Raw genomic sequence first — 24,306 nt, 5'->3', positions numbered from 1 at the left:
GGCGCGAAGAGAGCTTGAATCGCTGATAGAGCGGTCAGTTCCCGACGGACCAGTGGCAACACTACTCGGCAAGATCGAAGGAGGCCTCGACCACTGGCTCACCTTCATCGGTGAGCCAGCGGTCTCCTCAACGAACAACGCCGCTGAAAATGCGCTCCGTGAGCCAGTGGTTCTCCGGAAGCTCATCGGAACGCTCCGCAACGACCGCGGCATGTTTGTGCATGAGACGCTGCTGTCCCTGCTGGCGACGTGCCGCCAGCAGGGACGCAATCCCTACGAAGAGTTCAAGCGAATCGCTCGAAACAACGAGATGATTTCACGAGCGCAGGCTGTACCCGCTGTTGCGTCCTCGGGGTAAACACGTACCTTAGATCAATCCTAAATGATGATTTCCATGTTCATGTGGTCGTGAAACCAGCAAAATTACTTATATTACAATTATAGATCATAAGATATATTTTAAGAAGGAGATGAAATCAGCGTCTCTATACCGTCTCGTTATTAGTCGCTATAGTTGCTCAACCGGATTCTTTAGTGTCCCAATATTCTCTATTTCGATGCTAACGAGATCGCCCTGTTCAAGTGTGAAGTCATCAGGAGGAATGATGGATGTCCCTGTCAGAAGCGCTGTCGACTCAGGAACGAAGTTATACCGGCGGAAGTACTCCGCAAGTTCATCGCACGTCCGGACCATCTGGCTCGTCGACGTGCTCTCGGTAAACGCGACATCGCCATCACGTTCGATAGTCAGTGTCATCTCGACGTCGTGGGGGTCGCCGATTGTCTCCTCCGTCACCACACAAGGGCCGATGGCACAACTCTTGTCGTAGATCTTGCTTTGTGGGAGGTAGAGGAGGTTGTCACGCTCGATGTCCCGACTACAGACATCGTTGCCAACTGTGTAGCCGACGATGTCTCCGTCGTGGAGAATCATCGTGAACTCCGGTTCTGGCACGTCCCAATCAGAGTCACCCCGGATACCCACGGCCTCGTTCGGACCGACGGTCCGCGTCGGCGTCGCCTTGAAATAGACTTCTGGTCGGTCGCCCTCGTACGCGCCGATGTACGCTTCTTCGAGGCCCCCCTCTCCCTCGCGGGATTCCTGACTGATGGCGTACGTGACGCCCGCCCCCCAGACCTCGTCGGGATCGATGGGCCGAATCAGGTGTTCGTGGATGGTTTCCAAGTTGACGTTCGAGGCGTCGTCTAGATGCCGCCGCGCGACGTCGTCAACGCTCTGATCGGTGAGCGACGCGGCGTCGGCCAGCTCCATGAACGAAGTCGGCGCGTGTTCTGATGCAGTCAGGTTGTATGCACCGTCGCCATCCTCTGCGATAAGCGATATACTCTCGTCTCTCTGGATGCGATAGTATCGCATGTCCTCACGTGCATCATCGACCGATATATATCTTTGTGTGTCGGATTTTTGGATTTTTCCGGCTATGCCGGAAGAATGCCAAGAGTAGAATTACACGTGTAGTTGTGTAAAGTATAGCCGAAACGTCGGACCCACTGCCGAAAACCGCCGTACAATCCTTCCGGTACTGCCGGAAACACCAGTGTAAGGTGGCGCCTGCACGGGATATCATTTCGACTGAGTGGGACGCGATGTGTGTCGGTGAATAACCATCGTCGCCTGCCGAATTCTCGCACCAGCAGGTAACAGGAGTCCGTGTACACGCGGAACGAGAAAACGTAGACGTAGCTGTCTCTGAGAGTTGAACAGGGTCGGAGGTGGGTCGATCACGGGAATCAACCCAGGTGGGGACAGACGCGTTGGAACGGAACGGGATGGAGTTAGCGCTTCTCGACGGCGCGCTTCTCCCAATCCTTCTCCCAGAGATCGATTGTGTGGACCTTGTCCTCAGTGTAGGCGTGCTCCTCGATGACGTCGTGGTCGAGTTCGATCCCGTAGCCCGGGCCCTCGGGAATCTGCATGTAGCCGTCCTCGACTTCGAGGGGCTCCTTCAGGAGGTTGTCGACCCAGTCGACGTCGTACGTCTGGAACATCTCCTGAATACGGAAGTTCGGAATAGACGTGCAGAAGTGTCCGTAGATCGCGCCAGCCACCGGACCCTGTGGGTTGTGGGGTGCGATGTCGACGTGGTCGGCCTCCGCGAGGCCGGCGATCTTCTTCCCTTCGGTGATGCCACCGGTGTTCATCAAGTCCGGCTGGAGGACGTCGACGTCAGTCCGCGTGACCAGTTCGTAGAAGTCGTGTTTGGTCATGTGGCGTTCGCCGGTCGCCACCGGAATTGGGGACTTGCGCGATACCTCCGCGAGACTGTTGATCGAGTCCGGCGGGCACGGCTCTTCGAACCAAGTCGGGTTGAATTCGTCGAGCTCACGCGCGATTTCGACCGCCTGTCCGGCGGAGAAGCGGCCGTGGCACTCGATGAGCAGGTCGACGTCGGGACCGACCGCTTCGCGGACCGCGCGTACGATGTCGACGGCGTGGTTTTGGTCCTTGCGGCTCATGGACTGCCACGCGGTTCCGAACGGGTCGAACTTCATCGCGTCGTAGCCGTCGTCGACGACGCGTTCGGCGGCTTCGGCGAACCCCTCGGGCTCACCATCGGTGTCTGTGTACCAGCCGTTCGCGTACGCGCGAAGTTCGGTGCCGTGGACCGGGCCACCGAGGAGGTCGTAGACGGGCTCGTCGAGGACTTTCCCCTTGATGTCCCAACACGCCATATCGATGGCCGAGACAACGGTGGTGTTGATGACGTTCTTGGAGAACCACTCGTCACGGTACATCTCCAACCAGAGCGACTCGGTGTCGAAGGGGTCCCGTCCGATGAAGAAGTTCGACATCTCGTCGATGGCTTTCGCAACAGTACGTGGCTTGTCGTGCGTCGTCGCCTCCGCGATCCCGGTCACGCCAGCGTCCGTCTCGAGTTCGACGAACACCCACGGTTTCCACGGGTTCGCGACGAGATAGGTCTCGACGCCGGTGATGCTAACGTCCGACATTGCAAACTATTGGTCTGAGAGGAGTGTATTAAATATATTCATGTAGCAGCGCCACCGAGGCCGCTGCCTTCGACGGCTTCGTTCCGCTATCGGCGGAAAATCTATATGGGCTCGTACGAACAGAGGAGGTATGGCAACACACGACGCGCCGATTGGTTCTGTGCAGACCACAGTGACCATCATCGAGGCGCTCCAGGAACTGGGGTGCACCGGCGTTTCCGAGCTCGCTGACCACCTCGACCTCCCGACGAGCACGGTGTTCGACCACCTCCGTACGCTGGAGAATGAAGGGTTCGTGACCAGCGACGACGACGGCTATCAAGTGGGTGCTCGGTTCCTCGAAGTCGGTGGCTTCGCCCGCAAACAGGACCCCATCTACGACGTGGCCGAGCCGGAGATACAGAAAATCGCCCATCAGACGGGCGAGCACGCGAATCTGGTTGTAGAGCAGTGCGGTAAGGCGGTATTCTATGCGAAAGCCGAAGGCGAGGACGCGTTCCAGCTGGACACGCACGTCGGCAAGCATGTCCACCTCTCGACGACATCCGCGGGGAAGGCGATTCTGGCGGAGTACCCTGACGAGGAGATTCACGCGATACTCGACGAGCATGGCCTCCCGGAAGTCACCGAGCACACTGTCACCGACCGCGACCGACTCTTCGAGGAAATTGAGGAGTGCCGCGAATGCGGATATGCCATCGACGACGAGGAACGGATTCCGGGCGTGCGTTGCGTAGGCGTAGCGATTACCGGCGAAGACGGCCAGGTGCTCGGCGCGGTCAGCGTCTCCGGCCCGAAGAGTGGCATGCAAGAGGAACGGTTCCACGAGGAGATCCCCGATCTCGTGTTACGCACTGCGAACGTCATTGAGGTTAATTTGAAATACCGATAGGTCGTTGCTCGGAAATCGTATACCGGTATCGGCACTGTCTAGTTCTGGACCACCTCGATCGGTGTTTTTCCATCGAGAGCTTGGTGCGGTCTGTGGCGGTTGTAGTAATGCATAAACTGTTCAAGCCACTCTCGAACGCTCGATCGACTGCCCACCCACGAGTTATGGAAGCGGTCGACCCGCATTTTGAGCGTGTGAAACCACTTTTCGATCAGGTTTCGATCGGTATAGTTGACCCGACCGCTCAACCCTAATCGAGCAAAGGCAGTCCGATAGCCGAACTGATCGACGAGAAACTCAGCCTCTGAGAGATCATGTTTCTCGCGGAGGCCAGCGAGGAACGCCGCCGCCGGATCGGTGCCATGTCGTCCGAATAACGCGACATCGAGGATTAACTTTGTGTCGATGTCTATTGCAGCATACAGCCAAGACCACTCACCGTTAATCTTGACAGCAGTCTCGTCAACGGCGACCCGCTTCGGCTGCGCCTCAGGCGGGTCGCGTCCGCTGTCAGACAGCCGATGCACCCAGTTCCAAACCGCCCCATGAGAGCGTTCAACGCCTAATTCCGCTAAGATCGTTGTTGTTTCTCGAAGCGAACAACCGGTCTGGTGAAGGCGGACGGCGAACGCCCTAACGGGTGTCGCCGTCCGCTCGTTCTCCCAAGTTTCTTCTAAATCCGGTTCATAGCTCTCGCTGAGCAGGTCTGCGAGCATCTCTGAACAAGTTACTCAACGACCTGCTCACTTCTCAAACTAACTCAACTAGACAGTGCCCCGGTATCAATACTCTCAATCTGATGAGGCATTAATGACTTATTGATAACCTGTCGATATTCAGGGAGGATGAATGGTGAGGCGTGAGGTTCTAGTGATCCATGCCAGAAATCGCCCGCTCAACGGAGGTAGCGACTGCTTCGAGTGAGCGTTTGTGAAGCGAGAAGCGACATCGGAGGTCGCGATAAACTTGCGTATCGGACCCCATACTGCCGGCTTATCACTCTCGGATACCATTAGTGGCCTCGCTGAGTTCGGTGTCGAACGCGCTCGTTCAACTGTTCACAATTGGGTACAGGAAGCCGGTCTACAGCCCAATTCCGACAAGAACCCGAATCACGTTGCGATCGACGAAACCGTGATTCAACTCAACGGTCTGGGCTACTGGCTGTACGCCGCAGTCGATCCCGAAACCAACGAATTCCTGCACGTCAGGCTCTTTCAAACCCGAACAATCGTCTTGACAAAACAATTTCTGGCGGAACTCCGCGAGAAACATCGCGTCAAAAATGCCGTGTTTCTGGTTGATGGTGCACCGTGGCACAAAGCTGCACTCTTCGAGCTTGGGCTCCGATTCCAACACGTCACTCATGGGAACCGAAATGCCGTCGAACGCGTGTTTAAGGAACTGAAACGTCGCACTGAACAGTTCGCCAACCACTTCCACCACGCAACTGCTGACTCTGCGGAAACATGGTTGCAAACCTTTGCCTTCGCATGGAATCGGCTAATCTGAACAATACCACCGTATCGTCCCAAACATTTATTATAAATAGGGGGAAATGGTGATTTGGTTATGTCAGATCCGACTAGGCCAGATGAAGATAAGGAGCAGGAATACCCATTCGGAATGAACCGTCGGCAGGCGATGAAGTACCTTGGTGGTGGGCTTGCAGCCGGTGCCGGCGTGTTCACCGCGGGCTGTTCCGGTGGAAGTGGTGGGGGGCCCTCCGGCGACGACAGCACCTCCAATTCGGGAGAAGATAACACCTCATCTCTCGCGAATCCGTTGAACTCGGACCGCTTCGCAGACACCCGTGACTTGTCGTGGATTTGTGATGCATCAAGCGGCCCCCACTTTCGAATTTGGGAGGAGAAGTTGAACGAGGAAGCTGGCCTCTCATTCACTGACGGCGTGTTGTACGAGCAGGGGAACACGAACGAGAGAATTCAGTCTGCATTCACCCAACAGGGAAAGGTTCCATGGGATCTTGTCCAAGTATCACCAATCTATATTGGATCCTATGGAGTACGGGATGTACTTGAGCCGCTCGACGACTACATCGCTAAGTACGATCGGACCAAATCGTGGGATGATGGTATCCTTGACCCATTCCGCGAGTTCTATACGAAGTGGGATGGAAAGACGCTAGGTATCCCGATTGACGGCGATCTTCTTGAACTCCACTATCGTCCCTCGTATTTCGAGGACGAGGAGCATCAACGACGCTACCGGGAACAGACGGGACAGGAGCTCCGGGTACCCAAGACTTGGAAAGAATTCAATCAAGTCGCACAATACTTCGAGGAAAACGCAGAGGGTGTCCACGGGACGATGTTGTACGGAAATCGTCCATTCACTTTTGGATACTTCATGTCTCGAGCAGCGTCCAATGGGGTCCTCTACTTTGATGAGGACATGAATCCTGATATCAACTCAGATTCCGCCATTGAGGCACTCCAAGACATGGTTGAGTGCGTTGACTACTCTCCTGCCGGGACCGAACAATTCGGTATCCCGGAGACGATCAACCAATGGCAGCAGGGCAACGTCGTTATGTGTCAGTGGTGGCTTGACCTACCCGAATTCACCGCTCGCGGCGATTATCCCGTTGTTGGTGATCAGGCATCCGCGAAATTGCCGGGATACGAGACTGAAAGTGGAGATATCCGCCACCGTGCTTGCATGGCTTCTGGCCGCCTATGGGGAATCCCGAAGGATAAGAACCAAGATATCAAGGAGGCAGCCTTCTATGCGGCCATGCGCGAGAGCCATCAGGATCTCAGTATCTATGGCATCGCGGATCCTTACCTCGGAAACGACCCATATATGGATCAACATTATACCGAGAAAGCAGCCAAGCAATTCACCAAGCCAAACCCGCTGCGCCCTGACTCTGGTCCTGGATTCGACAGTAATCCCGCAGTCTGGGATAATCTTGAAAACGCAAAACAGCACCTTGAAGCAGCGCAGGCGAATATGTCGATTGGATTCCCACAGCCGTACTGGCCCGGTGCCCGCTCGTACATCGAGCCCCTCGCGCTAAACGTGCAGAGGGCCCTTGCGGGGCAGAAATCTCCGACAAAGGCTCTCAACGATACTGCGGACGAGTGGGAGAAGACCTTGGACCGTCTCGGACGAGATCAGCAGACAAAGTATTACCAAGACTTCCTTAACTCGGCGGAGAAACTTGGATACCTGTGAACTCAAGCTAAAAATCCCCAGCATCCCTAATTCCGGTCGCCAGTCGAGTATCTCCAGATTCGTTGGCCGCTGACGGAATTTCGCAATGGTTGCCAATATGCACTCATCATGGTGTAACGAAACTAAATAGGGGGTGAATAAGAGGATCAGTAAATCAAAACACTTATTTAGGACATCAAAAATGTGTGTTACAGTGCTATGACCAATACTATACAAATCAACGGCTCACAAGTATGAACTTAGAGACAGACGCATTTGGTGAAAGGTTGTCATCATGGTCACCGCGGTCACTTTCGGACCGTGGGTTCGGTCTCCTGATGATTCTTCCCACGGTGCTCACTGTCTTCTTTGTCACCATCGTGCCGATGCTGTGGTCGATGTGGTTGAGTTTCCATCTATGGAACCCAAGTAGTATCAACCCAGTGCCGCGCTGGACAGGAATCGATAACTATGTGTGGGTACTGACTAACCCGCGCTTCTGGGACTCCGTCGTGAACTTCCTTTATTACGGAGTCGGCGGGGTCATTTTCCAGGTGGCACTCGGGACGATACTCGCACTTGCACTCCACAACGCCGTCAAAAGCCAATTAGTGAAAATCTCCGCACTTGTTCTGTTCACCACTCCGATGATGTTTGCACCCATCATTGCCGGAAACATCTGGACCCTTCTGTTCTCATCCTCAGGAGCCGTTAATGGAATCCTACAGATTCTTGGCCTGCCCGCGGTCCAATGGCTCGGATCACGATGGCTCGGGCTTACTTCGCTCCTGATCGCGGATACGTGGCAGTGGGTAGGGTTACCGTTAATCATTGTCTATGGCGGCCGTGTTGGGCTATCGGAGAGCATGTACAATGCCGCGCAGATTGAGGACGCATCGCGCTGGATGAAGTTCCGATACATCACTTACCCCCAACTTAGGAGCCTCCTAGTCGTTGCGGGGCTGCTGCGCTTCATGGACCTGTACAAGCTTTTCGACAAGCTGTTCATTATGACCTCCGGTGGCCCAGGCTCAGCAACCGAGCTCCCCACATACTACGCCTACGTGGTAGGATTCAACGTGTTCAACATCGGCCGTGCGGCGGCGATGACATGGATATTGGGTCTTGGGGCGACTCTGATTATGATGGCTTTCTGGCGTTACATTCAGAGTTCGGAGGTGAGTATCTGATGGCCAGAGTCTCTTCCCGAACATTCACGTATTTGAGCTGGGCCGTGTTGGCAGCGTTTGCACTGTTCAGCGCATTCCCGATCTACTGGACCCTAAACACGGCGCTAAAACCGATGGCCTTGATCGGAACGGAGATACCGACGCTTTATCCCAAGCAACTGCGCCTAGATGCGTTCTTGTGGGTTTTCTTGAGCGACCGTGCACGCGGGGCGCTTATCGACAGCCTCGTTGTTGCAGTCGGATCGACGGTGCTAGCGATGATCTTCGGGACGATGGCAGGATACGGCTTCTCCCGCTTTGGGAAGAAGCTTGCCGGAAAGCATGTTGCGTTCTGGCTGCTCTCAACCCGAATGTTTCCCCCTATCGCAATCGTTCTCCCGATCTTCTTTATCTGGAACCGGGTCGGGCTAAGCGACACATACCTCGGCCTCATACTCTTATATCTCACGTTCAACCTGCCACTAACCACGTGGCTTATGCGAGACTTCTTCGATAAAATACCGCTGAGCTATGAGGAGGCAGCGTACATCGAGGGAAGCTCTAGAATCAGAACATTCTTTTCAGTCGCACTGCCACTCGTCAAACAGGGACTTGTCGCCACCACACTGCTTGCGTGGGTATTCGCGTGGAACGAGTTCCTGTTTGCGTTGATGATCAGCGGAACAGACATCACGCCTTACACAACCATCGTCACGACTCTAGGGCGAGGGAACTCAATCGTATGGAACAGAATGATGGCGTTCGCCTTCGTCGCAGCGCTCCCACCAGTACTAATTCTGGTCACATTCAGAAAGAACATCATCCAAGGCCTATCACTGGGCTTCAGCGACATATAATACAATAATGGCATCCGTTCACGTTGACAACCTTAGGAAAGAGTTCGGAAGCATCGTTGCGGTAAACAGCGTCTCGCTAGAATTGGAGGACGGCGAACTTGTCGTGTTCGTCGGTCCGAGTGGATGTGGGAAGACGACCTTACTCCGGATGATTGCAGGTCTCGAAACACCAACCAGTGGTGACATCCGCTTCGGTAGTAAGTCAGTAGTCGATTCCCCCCCGCAAAATCGCGAGATCAGCATGGTGTTTCAGGACCTTGCGTTGTACCCCCACCTCACCGCGATGGGTAACATCAAATTCGCGTTGAATGCGGACAGCTCCATACCTGAATCAGAGTACGCGGAGCGGATCGAGGAAGTTGCCAACCTGGCGAACTGCGACGAGTTCTTGGAGAAGCCAGTTAATGACCTCTCTGGGGGGCAACAACAGCGTGTCGCCATCGCTCGTGCGCTCGTTCGTGAGCCCGAAGTTTTCCTACTCGATGAGCCGCTCTCGGATCTCGATGAGTTGATGAAACGAGAGATTCGGTCTTCTATTGAGCGCCTCCAAAATGACTTAGACATCACGACGATCCACGTCACCCATGATCAGGAGGAAGCAATGATGATGGCTGACAAGATTGTCGTCCTAAATGGAGGGGATATCGGGCAGGTCGGTACCCCCTCGGAAATATTCAACAATCCTTCCTCTCTGTTCGTCGCGAACTTCATCGGCTCACCACAGATCAACATACTCCAATGCGTCATCACTGACGAAACTGACGAGATCGTCACGCTCACATCTGACTTCGGGACGTTCACGCTTTCCAACTCCGTCAGTGTGCTCGCCGATCGTTCGTCGAACGATGTGGCGGTCGGAATACGACCTCAGCATCTTGACTGGTACGACGAAGAACCAGCAGAGTTTAACGTCACAATTCCAGTGACAGTTCAAGTAATAGAGCAGATGGGAACCGAGGACATTATCCGGTGTATCACACCTGATCACGAGGAGATCGTCGCGGTCGTTCCTACAGGAATCCTCACCGAGGGACAGGATGGATACTTGACGACAGAAGAGACGTACCTGCACTTCTTTGACGGCTACGACGACTCCGCGGTCCGCCTCAATTAGCTACCATCGGCCCAAATAATCGGAATATGAACAGGGACGAGCCAATACAGTAATCACACTGAGTGCGTATGAACAGACGATTGAGCGACGACGCACAGATGTCGCCGGGATAGCACACGGCCGATAGAACCCATGAAAGAACGACAGCTGACACAGGAGACTCTCAACGCGATCTGTGCGTGTCGACAGGCGTTACCTGCGGAGCCGAGGGATGCATCTGTGGTTTTCGGCTTTGATGGTGTCATCGACACCAACCGTGAAATAATTTCGGAGCGCAGAAATTCGGACACGTACACTACGATGCGATCACTGCGCGAGTTTCGAGAGAACATCGATAACACCCTTGCCTCCAGATCATCGATGACCGAGGAGTGGATAACCACAGGAAAGCGAATTGGTGGCCACGTACCCCACCTTTCGCGGGCATTCGGAAAGCTTGGACTGACTGTCATTGCCGTCGGAACGTTCGGGCACCCGCCCCGTAAGGAGTTCGTCAAAGACATCGGGGAACACACGCTCATCTCGGTGGGGGAACCGAGTTTCTGTGATGCTGTCGAGTTCGATACGGAGAAGCTTCTCCTCGTTGAGCCTGGCGACTCGGTGAATCTGAGCTGGGAGCAGATGTCTAAGGTGGTGTCCACGGAGCGGCTCACCGGATATATCGATGGCGCGGATGTACTCAGTACCGGGTATTGGGCGCTGATCCCCGATCTACCTCGCGTGCTTCACAATCTTGTGGAGCAGCGGTGGAACCGGATGGAAGACCCACCTAAGGCGATATTTATTGACACGGGCGATATCCGCGGACTCTCTGAGGCAGAGGCAAGCGAGGGGGCAGAGCTGATTTCGACTGTTAATGAGCAGGTACCTGTGATACTAAGCGGGAACCGCTCCGAAATTGAGGAGCTGGCGTACGTACTAGCCGGAACGTCAACAACTGATCTCGAACGTGCCACACAGGAAGCATTCTCCGTGCTTGAGATCAATCAGGTTGTGGGCCACGGGATCGATAAGTCAGTCGCGGTAACAGACGAGGAGACGAGCACCGTCGCAGTCCCGATGACGGAGTCCCCGGCGATGACAACTAGCGCGGGCGATCACTTCAACGCAGGTTTCGTGTTGGGGCTTATTCAGAACCTTCCCGTTCCTGCCCGAGTTGTCTTGGGTAACGCCGTCGCAGGGTGCTTCGTTCGTACTGGGACCGCACCAACGTACACAGAAATAAAGAAGTTCGTAGACGGGTACGCGGGGCACTTTGATGAATCCGTCCAATAATATTAAGGCCCTGCTCTCCTGACTACCATCTGATCACATGTCTTTATTTGCCTCGCGGTCAAGTAACTCGGTTACCGTCGCGATGGACCACGGGCTGACGTTTGGTGCGATAGACGGGTTTAAGGACCCTCGTGAAACGCTACGGACCGTCCTCGGAGGGAATCCCGACGGCGTCCTCGTCAGTCCTCACCTTGTCCGCCAGTATGACGAAGAGTTCGACGAGTCGAACGTGTCGATTGCAATCACTGGCGACGTGGTCGCTTTCTCAACGAACCCGGGAATCGATGAACACGAGGATGTGTGGGAGCCGGCGTTTGACCTAGATTTCATCACCGAGTTCGAGCCCGCCGCGGTAAAGATTATTCTCGTATTCGGCCGGAACGATCGGGGTATGTACTGTCGGAACATCCGGGCAGTCGCCGAGGCCTTTGAACGGCTTCGGAATACCGATATCTCGTTGATCGTCGAGACGGTTTTATGGGGGCGAGACACGCCCGAAGAAAACCGAACGGATCCCGAGTGGCTCGAAAACGCTGCCCGACTGGGATGGGAATATGGAGCGGATATCATTAAGATTCCCTATCCAAACGATCGAGAAACCTTCAAGCGAATCACGTCTAACTCCCCGGTCCCAGTGACTGTGCTCGGCGGTAAGTCCGGTGATACCCGTGACTTGCTCAGAATGGTATCTGATTCAATAGAGGCGGGCGGCAGCGGGATCATGATTGGGCGCTCAATCTGGCAGAAGGAGGATCCTCGGGCGGTCATTAGTGCCCTCAGTGAAGTTGTCCACGATGGAGCGAACGTGGATGACGTATGGCCGTAGCCCGGGGGGAACGTGGAAAGATAGTTATGGACGGTTGATTAGATTAGAAGATAGAACATCGCTGTTCGAGTGATCTATGCCAAAATTGGACCATCATAGGGCATATTACGTAGATAAGGTAGTCATTTGTGGAACGGGACAGTTATCTGGAGTGAGCGAATGAAGTCGGCATCCGTTGTTAGGTGGCGAGGAGGCCATTACAGGGGCTCTGTGTAGTATAGAGAGTTTGAGGAGTTATAATGAAAAGGTTCGTAAAATTCGTAGACCACTTCAGAGAACGCTTAGACGTGGAGAATCGAGGCGTTTTCGAGAATGAACGCATACTAATACGTTGTTTCGCAGTTTGACTTCATTCGATGAGGTGTCATTTGGTGAAGTCGAGGCTGTCTTAGACTGGCTGGAGGTTAATCGTGGCCATCAAGCAGTCCGTCAGTGGTAAGAGACGTTTACTGATTCACAGAATAACTCGCAGAGAGTGGATCTGTCCCGAGTTGTCATCAATAGGATCAAATATAGGTGGATAGAGTAAAAGAAGTTTCATACCCATAGAATGAGGTCAGCTGCTTCCACAACTCATGGGCGGGAGTCGGCCATCCATCCACGAGTGGTTTGAATAATACAAACATTACCACAATCATTACAGCCCATAAAAACGACTGTACTTATCTGAGCATACATCGGATACAACTCAATGCAGAGCATCGCCAGCAGCTACGGTATCGATTCTCGCTCAATAAAATCTAAGTTGGTCTAGTCGGCACTTCCATTCCGGATAACATTACGGGGCATACCATTCAGAAAACGTTACGCACCTCCTTTCAAATCTTCTTTAAATATTTCTGACCTAGCGGTATCTTTTTACGCATGGGTTCAGCTCTCTCAATAATGAGTATGTTTCCTGATACTGAGATCTGGTTTATAACCGGAAGCCAGCACCTGTACGGCGAGAAAGTCATAGAGACGGTTGAGAACCATGCCGAGGAAATTGCCACTTTCCTTTCGGACAGTGAGAGTATTCCTGTCGATATCATCCCCAAATCTGTTGTGGCCTCCGAGAGCGATATTTGGGATGTATGCCAAAAGGCCAACGCAAGCGATGAGTGCATCGGCCTCGTTATTTGGATGCATACCTTCTCTCCCGGACAGATGTGGATCCGGGGGCTTAATTCACTCAACAAGCCGTTCGTCCACTTCCACACACAGTACAATCGTGATCTGCCGTGGGAAGAGATAGACATGGACTTTATGAACACGAATCAGTCCGCACACGGAGGACGAGAGTTCGGCTACACCACGACACGTATGGGTCTTAAGCGGAAGGTGGTCGTGGGTCATTGGACAAACGAGAGCGTCCAAACGGAACTCGGTAGGTGGGCCCGGGCCGCGTGTGCGTTGGCCGGCATTCAGGGCGCAAAGATCGCGCGATTCGGGGACAACATGCGGGAGGTCGCTGTTACTGAGGGTGATAAAGTCTCTGCGAAAATGCGCTTTGGCTGTACCGTGAGCGGCTACGGGTTAGGCGATTTAGTAGAGTACGTTGATGCTGTTAGCGAGGAGGACATCGACGCGCTCGTCACCAAATACGAGTCCAATTACGAACTCGCTACTCCACTCCAGGCCGGCAATGAGAAGCACGAGTCGCTACGCGAAGCAGCAGCCATCGAGTTAGGCCTTCGGGCGTTCCTTGAAGAAGGTAATTTCAATGCCTTCACAACAAATTTCCAGAATCTAACCGGTCTCACCCAGCTTCCAGGACTCGCAGTCCAGCGGTTGATGGCAGACGGCTATGGTTTCGGCCCGGAGGGAGATTGGAAGAGTGCCCTGCTAACGCGCGCGATGAAAATTATGGGATCCGGACTGGAGGGGGGGACTTCTCTGATGGAACATTACACCTACCACCTGACGCCGGGCGAAGAGAAGGTCTTAGGCTCACATATGCTAGAGGTATGTGAGTCCATCGCTGATGGGACCCCCTGCCTCGAGATTCACCCTCTCGACATTGGCGGCAAAGATGACCCGGTACGCGCGGTGTTCGATACGGCACCCGGATCGGCGGTTAATGCATCTCTCGTAGATATGGGCGATCGCTTCCGAATTGTCGCAAACACAGTCGAAGTAGTTGAGCCAGACGCCGAACTTCGGGAACTCCCGGTTGCGTGCGCAATCTGGGAGCCTGACCCAGACTTTGAAACTGCTATCGAGTCTTGGATTCGCGCCGGCGGAGCCCATCATACTGGCTTCAGCCAGTCTGTAAGTGCGGACCACCTCCGCGATTTTGCGAGGATGGCCGGCCTTGAATTCTTACTTATTGACGAGGAGACCGACGCGGCGTCCTTCGAAACAGAACTGAAATACAGCGAGGCATTTCACAAGTTATCTGAGTGATTGTAGGGATAACTGACGGGTCTAGTGTGGTCTCAGACTGCCTGTGATGGTTGTCTCCTGGATGGTGGACACTGAGAAGGGCAGAGTCCGTTTCAACGGGTGCTTGTCTATATCTGAGTAACCACCTTCACAATGAGCTATGTTGTATAGGTGCGTCTTCCCGAAGGAGTACAATTTGACTCAGTGTTTCAAATGCTGATCATGGTGATTCCAAAACCCTGTCGTCTCACATAGCCCGGAGTCCACTATTCAACACGGTAGTTCAGAGCACGCTTATCTTTGGCTGGACGCTCTTGCGTAGCACATTGTTGATTTCAGAGCGTTGCTTTGATAGCGTGTTTGAGAGCGTCTCGACCGGGTTTCCGAAACAGTTCCCGACGTAGTCGGAACGCTCTGAGATACTGCGTCAACTTGTCTTTCGAGACCCCTCGATGCGGCGAGAGCCACCGTCGCGTCAGCGACGCGTGGCTCTCGCAGCTGTTGACGTGAACTTCCTCATCGGCGTATTCGCCGTCGCCGTGGACGACGTATTCGCGGTCGAATGCGTCGTCCGCTTCGAGCGGTTCGTACGCTCGAAAGCCGTCGGTATAGACCGTGAGCGACTCCTCTTTGCGGTCAGCAAGCAGGAGTCGAATCATCGATTCGTCGGCGGCTTTCGCTGGAATCACGTACCGCTGTCCGGTCCCGCGATCAGCGAGAATGAACACGGGTGGCTTGTCGCCATCGTACGAACCACGCCCGCGCGTGGACAGACCACGCGAGCGCGACTCCTGGTCGCGCTCGCGGCCTTTCTTCCCCGCGTTGACGTACACTTCGTCGATTTCGACCGGGCCGACGAGATCAAGGGAAGGCGCATCGAGCGCGCTGGCGAAGCGCTCGATGCGCCGCTGGATCGTCTTGTGTGTCACCTCGATTTCGCACTGTAGTTGGCGGAGACTCGTGTTAAAGCGGAGAAACGCGTAGATCGAGAACAACCACCGGCGGAGTGCAATTTTCGAGTGAGCGAAGATTGTGCCGATCTTGTCGTTGAACGTGCGGTCGCAATTCGTACAGAGATACCGCTGAAACTCTCGATAGCTGCCGTTTCTGACCGTCCGATCAGAACGGCAGCGAGGACAGGTCACACCGTCACGCCAGCGAACCTGTTCCAGCAGGTCCGCTGCGACCGATTCCGACCCAAACACATCTAGCGGAATCATTCGTGTCGGGCACCGCTGCCGCGGTGCCCTTGTCCTCTTCGACTCTACAGCCCCCGCTCAGTACCGTCAACAATCTCCTACGCAAGAGCGTTGGCTGGAAGAAGGTATCTTAAACAATCCGGACACTAAGAGAATAGGATTATAGCGCAACTTGTAGCATGCCTGTCGCTTTCTAGTTGAATGAGTTTGAGAAGTGAGCAGGCCGTTGAGTTTCTTGTCCAAAGATGCTCGTAGACCTGCTCAGCGAGCGCTATGAACGTATTTCGAAGAAACTTGGGAGAATGAGCGGACGGCGACGCCCGTCACGGCGTTCGCCGTCCGCCTCCACCAAACCGGTTGTTCGCTCAGAGAAACAACAACGATCTTAGCGGAATTAGGTGCCCAACGTTCTTATGGCGCGATTTGGAACTGGGTGCATCGGCTATCGGACTGCCCTTGCTCGATTAGGGTTGAGCGGTCGGGTCAACTATACCGATCGAAACCCGATTGAAACGTGGTCTCACACGCTCAAACTGCGGGTTGACCGCTTCGATAATTCGTGGGTGGGCAGTCGGTCAAGCGTCCGCGAGTGGCTTGAACAGTTTATGCATTACTACAACCGCCACAGACCTCACCAAGCACTCGATGGAAAAACACCGATCGAGGAACTCCAGAACTAGACAGTGCCGCATCTCTTCACCTTTCAATCCTTATTTGAAAGTACCCACGAAGAGAACCGTCGAGACACGACCATTTAACTGAATCCATGACGAGTATGTCGTATGGGTTTCCGACAGACCGTTAGCTCGTTCACGGACCGGGACTGGCAACAGACAACCGACGGGACGGTTCGACTTGCACTCGTGGGCCTCGGTTGGTGGACTATCGACGAGGCCATCCCGGCGATTCAGGACACGGACCTCTGTGAGGTCACCGTACTCGTCAGCCGCTCACAGGAGAAAGCACAGCGATTCGCCGACGAAGCAGACGTCCCTCATGCAATATCGGGTGCTGGCTACCACGACGGAGAGTGCGCCGATGAGTACGACGCCATCTACGTTGCGACACCGAACGCCTATCACCTCGAGTACGTCGAAACGGCCGCCGAACTCGGGAAGGCGGTGCTCTGTGAGAAACCGATGGAAGCCAGCGTCGAGCGCGCCGAACAGATGGTTGAGGTTGCGGATGATGCGAGCATACCCTTGATGGTTGCGTACCGAATGCACACGGAGCCGGCGGTCCGGCGCGCGAGAGAACTTGTCGACAGCGGCGTTATCGGCGAGCCCGTACAGGTGTACGGGAACAACTCACAGCCGCTGCTCTCCATGATCGAGGACCCCGACCAGTGGCGCCTCGACCCCGACGCCAGTGGCTACGGCACGTCGATGATGGACCTCGGAATCTACCCCATCAACACCGCGCGATTCATCCTCGGTTCAGACCCAGTGTCTGTGCAGGCGCAAATGACGTCTATGCACGACGCGTTCGCGGACGTTCCGGACGAACGCTCGACTGCCACTGTCGTCTACGACGACGGCGTTCATGCGGCAATCACCGCGACGCAGAACGCGTACAACGATACGGAGTTGACAATCACGGGAACGGACGGACAGCTCACGCTGTCACCTGCGTTCCACATGGAGTGTGAACTCGCCGTCGAGACTGCCGACCGGTCGTTCTCGGCATCTGCGGACGATATCAACGAGATGACCGAGGAATTCGATTACTTCGCGGACCGCGTCCTCTCCAGCGAACCAGTGTACGCCGACGGCGAACACGGCCTCTACGATATGCGCGTCCTCAAAGCGCTCCACGAGTCCGCGGACACGGGGCGGACGGTCGATCTCGAATAGACGCGGCCTCGATTCTACACTGCTAAGTCGGCTGGTGAGGTGATTTGGGAGTTAGGAACTGTATTTCCTATTCACTTTGCCCCTCTCTGAAAAATAGTGACTAGAATTCGGTCAAAACTGGTGGTCGCCGCGTTAGGCGAGCGGGAAGACCGTCGAGTAGAACAGGATGATGATTAGTGAGACGATCGAGAGGATGGACGTGACAGCGGTCCACGCCTTGAATGTCTCGGACTGTGTGAGGCCGCCGATTTCTTTGACAATCCAGAACCCCGAGTCGTTGTACCACGAGGTCGTGATACCACCTGCGCCGATAGCGACGACGAGGTAGGCCGGGTGGACTGTGAGTTCTGGGACGAGGGGGGCCATGATGCCACCAGTCGTGATCATCGCGACGGTCGCGGACCCTTGTGCGATACGGACGATGGCAGCGATGAGCCACGCGGTAACGAGCAATCCGACACCGATACCGCTCAGCGCGTCCGCGATGACAGTGCCAATATTGGACGCGGCCAGCATCGCACCGAATGCGCCACCAGCAGCGGTGATTGCGGCGATATTCCCGCCGTTCTGCAGGGCTTCGGTGAGTTCGTCCTGCCACACCTGTCGCGGGAAGTCGTCCATACGGAGGTACGTCAGCGCGGCAACGATGGCCGCGATGGTGAGTGCGAAGTTCGCGTCACCGATGAATGTCGTGAGCGTCTGAATGCGTTCCAGCGACGGATAGACACTCGCGAAGGTGTTCACGAACGTTCCGGCAGCGATGAACAGGACCGCGACGAGGATTGGTAGTAGTGACTCGAAAAAGCCAGGGAGGTTTGAGGTTGGCTGTTGTGCTTGCCGTTCGAGATCTTCGGCACTCGTTCCCATCGTCTCACGGAGCGGGATGTCAATCCGCCTGTTGATGAAGCGGCCGTATCCGACGCCGGCGACGAGTGCGGACGGAATCGCCGTTGCAAGCCCGACGATGATTGTCATTCCGAGGATCGACTCCCCAGCCCCGAGTTCTTGGGCGACGGCGAGTGGACCGGGTGTCGGCGGAACGAATGCGTGCGCTGCAGTCCCACCACCTCCGACGACGGCGATGTAGAGTGCGTAGTTCTTCCCGATGCGTGCGCGCATCGAGCGAGCAAGCGGAGCCATGAGGTAGAAGACGTTGTCGAAGAAGACGGGGATCGAGAGGAGGGTACTGCTCCCCCAGAGGGCGAAGTCGGCGTTCTTGTCCGAGACGACGGACTGGAACGACCTGACGATGCGGTTCGCCGCGCCTGATTCTGTCATCGACTTCCCGATGATGGCGGCCATCAGGATCGGGATACCGATCCCAGCCATGTTGTTCCCGAATGCGGTCGCGACGTCGCTTGGTATCGTCCCGAATGCGATGTCGGGGAGGAAGTACGCGTTAACGACGCCGACGATGAATGCAGAGAGAACGAGCCCGATGAATGCGGGAAGGTCCCACACGACGAGGAACAGTACGACGACAGCGACACCAATAACTAACGCTGCTAATGCTGGCAGTGTTGCTGGCATTTCTCCAAATCAAACGCGTACGTTGGACAGTATAAATGTTTGTGGTTGTGACACACAAATAACCAGTTAGCGGAAGGACGGTCGTGACTGTCGGTAGATTTAACGACCTTTGGTTCATCGGTGGGAGCATGGAACGAGGGTTAGTCGTTATCAAGGGTCCAGAGTCGCACGACGACATTCTCCGCGAAGCAGCACACCAAGCACGTGGGTCTGATGCCCCACTGGTTGTCCTGACATTCGCCACTGAACGGCAGCTCGGTTCCGGCGTTGAGAAGTTCGAGGCTCTCGGCGGTGTCGAAGGAGTCACCTACGACAACGAAGACGAGTTCGTCGCCGCGGCCGAAGACGCACTCGAAGAGTACATCGAAGACACACTTGACGAGATGGACATCGAGTATGAAGCCGTCGTGCGGATTATTGACGATGGATACGGAACCGCGACACTCACCGCTGCAGAGGACTTTAACTGTGACCACGTCTTCATCACCAGCCAGCAGCGTTCCCCGACTGGAAAAGCGATTTTCGGTGACTTCGCCCAGCGTGTCATTCTCAACTTCGACGGCTTCGTCACGTCCCAAATTACCGCCGAGTAGCCCGTCGCATTGCTTTCATCCTACGAACCGCTCCAGCACTTTTTCGAGGAGGTAGCTCTGTTCCCACGGTCCGTCCCGTGGCCACGCTCACAGCAAGAAATTCTCGCACTATGGATCAGCACGCACGCGAGAAGAAGTAACGTTCCCCCGCCGAAATCAGATGGCGGAGTTTTCGTCCTCGACTAGCCCTCCAGCTGCTTCTGGGAACGAACAGTCAGTAGTTGTCGTAGACGGTCTTCTCGATAGTGTAGAACTCCAGTCCGGCATCCCCTTGCTCGCGCCACGTCTCTGAAGACGAGCGCTTGAACCCGCCGAAGGGGACGTGTAGTTCGAGACCAGTCGTTTTCTCGTTGACTTTGACGACGCCGGCTTCGGCTTCGTCGATGAAGCGGTTGGCTTCCGTGTGATCGTCGGTCACGACGCTCGCCGACAGGCCGTACTTGACGTCGTTAGCGGTTTCGAGGCCTTCCTCGAAGTCACTGACTTTGATGACGGCGACAACCGGCCCGAACACCTCCTCCTGAGCGATTCGCATGTCATTCTCAACGTCCGCGAACACCGTCGGCTCCACGAAATACCCCGTATCATACTCGTCGGGCGTGTCGCCACCGGCCGCCAACGTCGCGCCCTCCTCCTGGGCGATGTCGATGTAGTCCAGCGTGGATTCAAGTTCGCTCTCGCTGACCTGCGGGCCCATCTCGTGATCGAGGCCGGGACCGATGTCGATAGATTCGGCTTCGGCGACGAGTTCGTTGACGAACTCATCGTAGACGTCCTCGTGAACGATCGCGCGCGAGCACGCTGTACAGGACTGACCGGTCGTCCCAAAGCCGCCGTTCGCGACGATTTCCGCCGCTTCTGTGGGGTCCGCCGAATCCATGACTACGGTCGGGTTCTTTCCACCCATCTCCATTTGTGCGCGCTTGCCCTGGTCGGTTGCCTGATCGTAGACCATCTCACCGACTTGACTGCTGCCGGTGAACGACACTGCGTCGACTGCCTCGTGCCCGACGAAGGTGCTCGCGACGTCACTACCCGGTCCCGTAACGACGTTGAGTACGCCATCCGGGAGGCCAGCTTCGTCTAGTGCCTCTGCGAGCGCGACGGCGGGGCCCGGTGCAACGCTCGCGGGCTTGAGCACGACCGTGTTGCCCGCCGCGAGGGCGGGCGCAAGCTTCCACGCCGGGATGGCGATAGGATAGTTCCATGGCGTGATGAGGGCCGCGACACCGACCGGTTCCTTGCGCGTGTACAGCGTCGTATCCTGGCTACTGGATCCTTTGACGGTGCCACCGAGGTCGGAGGATTTCCCGGCGAAGTAGTGGAAGATATCGATTGCGCGCTGTACCTCGCCAGCCGCTTCGGGACGTGCCTTCCCCTCTTCGGCGACGAGCTGCTCGGTAAGTTCGTCTTTTCGGTCGGCCAGAATCGAGCCTGCCTTGCGGAGGATGCGGCCGCGCTCCGGACCCGGTGTGTTCGCCCAGTCAGCGGCGGCGTCCGCAGCGGCCTCGGCGGCTTCGGTAGCGTCCTCGCTGCTTGATTGCTGGTAGGTTGCGACGACCTCACTGGGGTTCGCGGGGTTCACGACGTCGACTGTGTCACCAGTTGTCGACGCGACCCACTCTCCGTTGACGTAATTCGTGTTCGTATCCGTCATGCAACTGGATGATTCAGTAGTCACACAGAGGGAGTTTTTGATACCGGCAGTCTTTACGTAGTCTTCGTGTGACCGAAACGAGTTGGTCGACGGCGGACGCGTAGGTCAGTCGTCGAGTTGCTCGACGTCGTGTTCAAGCACGCCGATGCCCTCAATGTCGACCTCCACGTGGTCCCCGTTTTCGAGTGGGCCGACTCCGGCTGGTGTTCCGGTCAAGACGACGTCTCCGGGTTCAAGGGTCATGTATTGGGTGATTTCAGCAACGATTTCGGGGACAGAGAAGATGAATTCCGCGATAGATGAGGATTGTCGTGTTTCGCCGTTCACGCGCAGTTCTACGGTCGCGTCATCAGGGACGTGGTTTGGGTCGGCGACGACGGGGCCGAGCGGGCACGAGCCGTCGAAGGCCTTCCCGCGCACCCAGTTCTGTTCCACGTACTGGTCGTCGCGGTTCGAGACGTCGTTCGCGCACGTGAAACCTGCGACGACGTCCATCGCGTCCGCTTCGTCGACGTTCCGACACTGTTCGCCGACGACGATGCCGAGTTCGACTTCGTGCTCGATGGTGTCCTTACCCGCCGGGAGCGTAATCGTGTCTCCGTGGCCTGCAACCGTGTTCGGCGGCTTTAGGAAGAGCAGCGGCCGGTCCGGAACATCCATGCCTTCCTCTTCGGCGTGGTCAGCGTAGTTGAGGCCGACGCACACAATTTTCGACGGGTCCGTCGGCGACAGGACATCCACCGTCGCTGGGTCGTAGACTCGGTCGCCGAATTCGATACCGTTGTCGGTCCAGGTTCCCTGTCTGACGCTGCCTGCTGGGTCGCGGAATCTGACGTGACGCATGTGAGCATGCTCGAGTATCACTTACTAACTAATGTCGATTTTCGTCAACGAGTGGTGCCCGGCCGCAGGAGCGAATCGGACCGTTCTCAACTCGACTATCTCACGACACTATTTGGATGTTCGCAGTTAATTCGAACTAACGCGCATCTCCGCTATTGCCGGATAGGTGTCTCCCCACGCCTAGAATTACAGTTGCAGTTCGGGCCTCCACGAGTTGGCATTCTATTCCTGACATCGACAAAGGAAGCCAAACTATTGTTATACTAATAGAGGTATGCTACCATGGGTGATCGACCGAACAAACGATTTCGACAGGTGCCGTGACCAGATTGATTCGCCATTCTTACGCATCTTCCGTATGTTCGGCGAGGAAAACCGCCACTGATTCGCCTTCGGGCTCCCGGCGAGCCTCCTCAATCGCCTAGCTTCCCCTCCCCCGTTCATTCTCGGCGTCGCCATCGACGCAGTGTTCAACCAGACGACGATCTACAAACTCCCGCTCGTTCCCGACGCGGTAATTCCACCCGCACGCGGGGATCAGCTTTGGTTCTCGTTCGCTGTCATCCTCGGTTGTTTCGTGGTGGCGGTAGTGCTTGAGAAGGCGTAACTGCTTGCCGTTGACTACTACAGCCAGTCGGTGATACACAGCATCCGGATCTCGACGTACGATAGACTGGTATCCTCAAGTCCGGGGCCAGTCGTATATGTTCCCAACTTTGCATCCGGTAATAGCGGAACGAGGTTAGCCCGATACATTACAAGTATATGTATGTAATTTTCACGTCGACAACCTGGCTCATGAGGGGAGGAATGGTGAAGGTTCGTTCATAAAACAATGATATGGGCGTTCTTGAATCAACTCGACGTATTCGGATTTTGTTCCGGTAATACCGGAATACTATATCCTCGTCGAGCAATCAACGTGGTCGGTAGATTTCGTGATTCAGTAGGTAGTACGCGGGAGAATATATACACGGTTAACGATGTCGGGATTCATAGTGATACTGTTGGGAGTAAGCAGACCCTTCCTGTCTGAATTGACGTCAGCCCGTTACTCGGTTTCGACCGCTGACCGAAACTCGGGGCTACCAGTGACGCCGTTGGGAGCGTCGAACCGGAAGAGTGCGCCCGCTCCATCTCCTTCTGTACTCCGGTCGCCCCCGTCAAGTGCAGTCGCCACGTAGATGTCCTTATAGCCGGGACCGCCGAACGTGACGCACGACACTTTCTTCGCAGGGAACGAGAGCCGGTCGCGCTCGGTGCCATCTGAGCCGTATCTGACGACGACCTCGCCGTTCCACCGTGCCGACCAGACATCGCCCGTAGCATCAACTGTCATGCCGTCTGGAATCCCGTTCTCGCCCGTGAGGTCGAGAAACGGACGTCGGTCGGTGAGACGGCCTGTCTGACGGTCGTAATCGTACAAATAGACCGTCTTCGCGTTAGACTCGGTGACGTAGAAGTGCTCGCCGTCCGGCGTGAATCCCATCCCGTTCGGGATGTCGTACCCGTACTCGTCGGCCTCGGTGACCGTCCCGTCGGTGTTCAGGCGGTAGAGCCGTCCGGGTCCTTCACTAGTCGGCATCGTCCCCGCGTACACGCGTCCCTCCGGGTCCGCGATGACGTCGTTGAATCGCGTGTGAGTCGCAGCGTCGACGACTGTCACGGGGACTATCTCGCCGCCGACGAACTGATCGACACGTCCACCGCCGCGAAAGCAGAGCAGGGAGCCGTCCTCCTGGATGGTGAAACCACCGAGAGCGACGTCGTCGTCGAGCACTCGCTCGTAGTCATCACTGGCGGGGTCGTAGCAATAGAGTCGCCCGTTCGGGATATCAGTCCAGTAGAGTACTCCTTCGTCGGGGTGCCAGAGTGGACCCTCTCCCGTCGCACAGTGAGTGTCGGTGACGCGCTCAATATCGACATCCATGGACGGGTTTCGCTTCGGCGGTTACATAAAGAGTCCGCCGAAGTGGACACC

The 24,306-nt window shown here is 55.7% G+C and carries 20 protein-coding genes and 1 pseudogene; 13 read left to right on the top strand and 8 right to left on the bottom strand.

The annotated features are described in order from the left end of the window. A partial coding sequence (locus tag LPA44_RS16505; RefSeq protein ID WP_230890596.1) for an IS66 family transposase occupies positions 1 to 358 on the top strand: 358 nt, incomplete at its 5' end. Positions 359 to 508: 150 nt separating this feature from the next. Here LPA44_RS16505 and LPA44_RS16500 read toward each other — a convergent pair. Then, positions 509 to 1,378 (bottom strand): fumarylacetoacetate hydrolase family protein, encoded by an 870-nt coding sequence (locus LPA44_RS16500; RefSeq protein WP_230890595.1) that lies wholly within the window; start codon positions 1,376 to 1,378, stop codon positions 509 to 511. 419 nt (positions 1,379 to 1,797) lie between these two features. Next, positions 1,798 to 2,973, bottom strand: coding sequence for a mandelate racemase/muconate lactonizing enzyme family protein (locus tag LPA44_RS16495; protein ID WP_230890594.1), 1,176 nt, complete (start codon positions 2,971 to 2,973; stop codon positions 1,798 to 1,800). 130 nt (positions 2,974 to 3,103) lie between these two features. On the opposite strand from LPA44_RS16495, the gene LPA44_RS16490 reads away from it, so the two are divergent. Continuing rightward, entirely contained in the window at positions 3,104 to 3,865 is a 762-nt protein-coding gene (locus LPA44_RS16490; protein ID WP_230890593.1) for an IclR family transcriptional regulator, read from the top strand. Positions 3,866 to 3,903: 38 nt separating this feature from the next. Here LPA44_RS16490 and LPA44_RS16485 read toward each other — a convergent pair whose 3' ends face one another. Continuing rightward, positions 3,904 to 4,581, bottom strand: coding sequence for an IS6 family transposase (locus tag LPA44_RS16485; protein ID WP_230890592.1), 678 nt, complete (start codon positions 4,579 to 4,581; stop codon positions 3,904 to 3,906). Positions 4,582 to 4,795: 214 nt separating this feature from the next. On the opposite strand from LPA44_RS16485, the gene LPA44_RS16480 reads away from it, so the two are divergent. The 8 genes from LPA44_RS16480 (at position 4,796) to araA (ending at position 14,671) form a co-directional block, all read left to right on the top strand. Continuing rightward, entirely contained in the window at positions 4,796 to 5,377 is a 582-nt protein-coding gene (locus tag LPA44_RS16480) for an IS6 family transposase (protein ID WP_230890591.1), read from the top strand. Positions 5,378 to 5,437: 60 nt separating this feature from the next. Next, positions 5,438 to 7,066, top strand: a complete 1,629-nt coding sequence (locus LPA44_RS16475; RefSeq protein ID WP_230890590.1) for an extracellular solute-binding protein — start codon at positions 5,438 to 5,440, stop codon at positions 7,064 to 7,066. A 317-nt stretch (positions 7,067 to 7,383) separates the two neighbouring features. Then, positions 7,384 to 8,235 carry a carbohydrate ABC transporter permease gene (locus LPA44_RS16470; RefSeq protein ID WP_230890589.1) on the top strand — a complete coding sequence of 284 codons (852 nt, stop codon included), beginning with the start codon at positions 7,384 to 7,386 and terminating at the stop codon, positions 8,233 to 8,235. Beyond that, on the top strand, positions 8,235 to 9,071 hold the full coding sequence (locus LPA44_RS16465) for a carbohydrate ABC transporter permease (protein WP_230890588.1): 837 nt from the start codon (positions 8,235 to 8,237) through the stop codon (positions 9,069 to 9,071). The genes LPA44_RS16470 and LPA44_RS16465 overlap by 1 nt, the downstream gene beginning before the upstream one ends. A 7-nt stretch (positions 9,072 to 9,078) precedes the next feature. Then, complete coding sequence (locus LPA44_RS16460; RefSeq protein WP_230890587.1) at positions 9,079 to 10,185, top strand: ABC transporter ATP-binding protein; 1,107 nt, start codon at positions 9,079 to 9,081, stop codon at positions 10,183 to 10,185. A 132-nt stretch (positions 10,186 to 10,317) separates the two neighbouring features. After that, positions 10,318 to 11,460: a PfkB family carbohydrate kinase gene (locus LPA44_RS16455; protein WP_230890586.1), complete on the top strand. Its 1,143-nt coding sequence runs from the start codon at positions 10,318 to 10,320 to the stop codon at positions 11,458 to 11,460. An 82-nt stretch (positions 11,461 to 11,542) separates the two neighbouring features. After that, a complete protein-coding gene (locus LPA44_RS16450; protein ID WP_230890585.1) occupies positions 11,543 to 12,286 on the top strand; it encodes a class I fructose-bisphosphate aldolase in 744 nt (247 codons plus the stop codon). An 864-nt stretch (positions 12,287 to 13,150) separates the two neighbouring features. After that, positions 13,151 to 14,671: an L-arabinose isomerase gene (gene araA / locus LPA44_RS16445; protein WP_230890584.1), complete on the top strand. Its 1,521-nt coding sequence runs from the start codon at positions 13,151 to 13,153 to the stop codon at positions 14,669 to 14,671. A gap of 314 nt (positions 14,672 to 14,985) precedes the next feature. On the opposite strand, the gene LPA44_RS16440 is transcribed toward araA, so the two are convergent. Beyond that, positions 14,986 to 15,870 (bottom strand): IS1595 family transposase, encoded by an 885-nt coding sequence (locus LPA44_RS16440; protein WP_230890583.1) that lies wholly within the window; start codon positions 15,868 to 15,870, stop codon positions 14,986 to 14,988. Between the two features lie 224 nt (positions 15,871 to 16,094). On the opposite strand from LPA44_RS16440, the pseudogene LPA44_RS16435 reads away from it, so the two are divergent. Then, a pseudogene (locus tag LPA44_RS16435) lies at positions 16,095 to 16,529 on the top strand (integrase core domain-containing protein). A gap of 102 nt (positions 16,530 to 16,631) precedes the next feature. After that, positions 16,632 to 17,702: a D-xylose 1-dehydrogenase Gfo6 gene (gfo6, locus tag LPA44_RS16430; RefSeq protein WP_230890582.1), complete on the top strand. Its 1,071-nt coding sequence runs from the start codon at positions 16,632 to 16,634 to the stop codon at positions 17,700 to 17,702. Positions 17,703 to 17,834: 132 nt separating this feature from the next. Here the strand turns inward: gfo6 and LPA44_RS16425 are convergent, their stop codons facing one another. Continuing rightward, positions 17,835 to 19,232, bottom strand: coding sequence for a GntP family permease (locus LPA44_RS16425; RefSeq protein ID WP_230890581.1), 1,398 nt, complete (start codon positions 19,230 to 19,232; stop codon positions 17,835 to 17,837). A 128-nt stretch (positions 19,233 to 19,360) separates the two neighbouring features. Here LPA44_RS16425 and LPA44_RS16420 point away from each other — a divergent pair, with 128 nt between their 5' ends. Beyond that, complete coding sequence (locus LPA44_RS16420) at positions 19,361 to 19,825, top strand: universal stress protein (protein ID WP_230890580.1); 465 nt, start codon at positions 19,361 to 19,363, stop codon at positions 19,823 to 19,825. A gap of 214 nt (positions 19,826 to 20,039) precedes the next feature. On the opposite strand, the gene LPA44_RS16415 is transcribed toward LPA44_RS16420, so the two are convergent. From LPA44_RS16415 to LPA44_RS16405, 3 genes are all read right to left on the bottom strand, one after another. After that, entirely contained in the window at positions 20,040 to 21,482 is a 1,443-nt protein-coding gene (locus tag LPA44_RS16415; protein ID WP_230890579.1) for an aldehyde dehydrogenase family protein, read from the bottom strand. A gap of 105 nt (positions 21,483 to 21,587) precedes the next feature. Further along, positions 21,588 to 22,325 (bottom strand): fumarylacetoacetate hydrolase family protein, encoded by a 738-nt coding sequence (locus LPA44_RS16410; RefSeq protein ID WP_230890578.1) that lies wholly within the window; start codon positions 22,323 to 22,325, stop codon positions 21,588 to 21,590. A gap of 1,051 nt (positions 22,326 to 23,376) precedes the next feature. Then, positions 23,377 to 24,255 carry an SMP-30/gluconolactonase/LRE family protein gene (locus tag LPA44_RS16405; protein ID WP_230890577.1) on the bottom strand — a complete coding sequence of 293 codons (879 nt, stop codon included), beginning with the start codon at positions 24,253 to 24,255 and terminating at the stop codon, positions 23,377 to 23,379. Between the last annotated feature and the right edge of the window lie 51 nt (positions 24,256 to 24,306).

Source organism: Halobacterium sp. KA-4 (assembly GCF_021028995.1).
In the GTDB taxonomy this organism is placed as follows: domain Archaea; phylum Halobacteriota; class Halobacteria; order Halobacteriales; family Halobacteriaceae; genus Halobacterium.
This window is presented reverse-complemented; position numbering and strand designations above follow the sequence as displayed.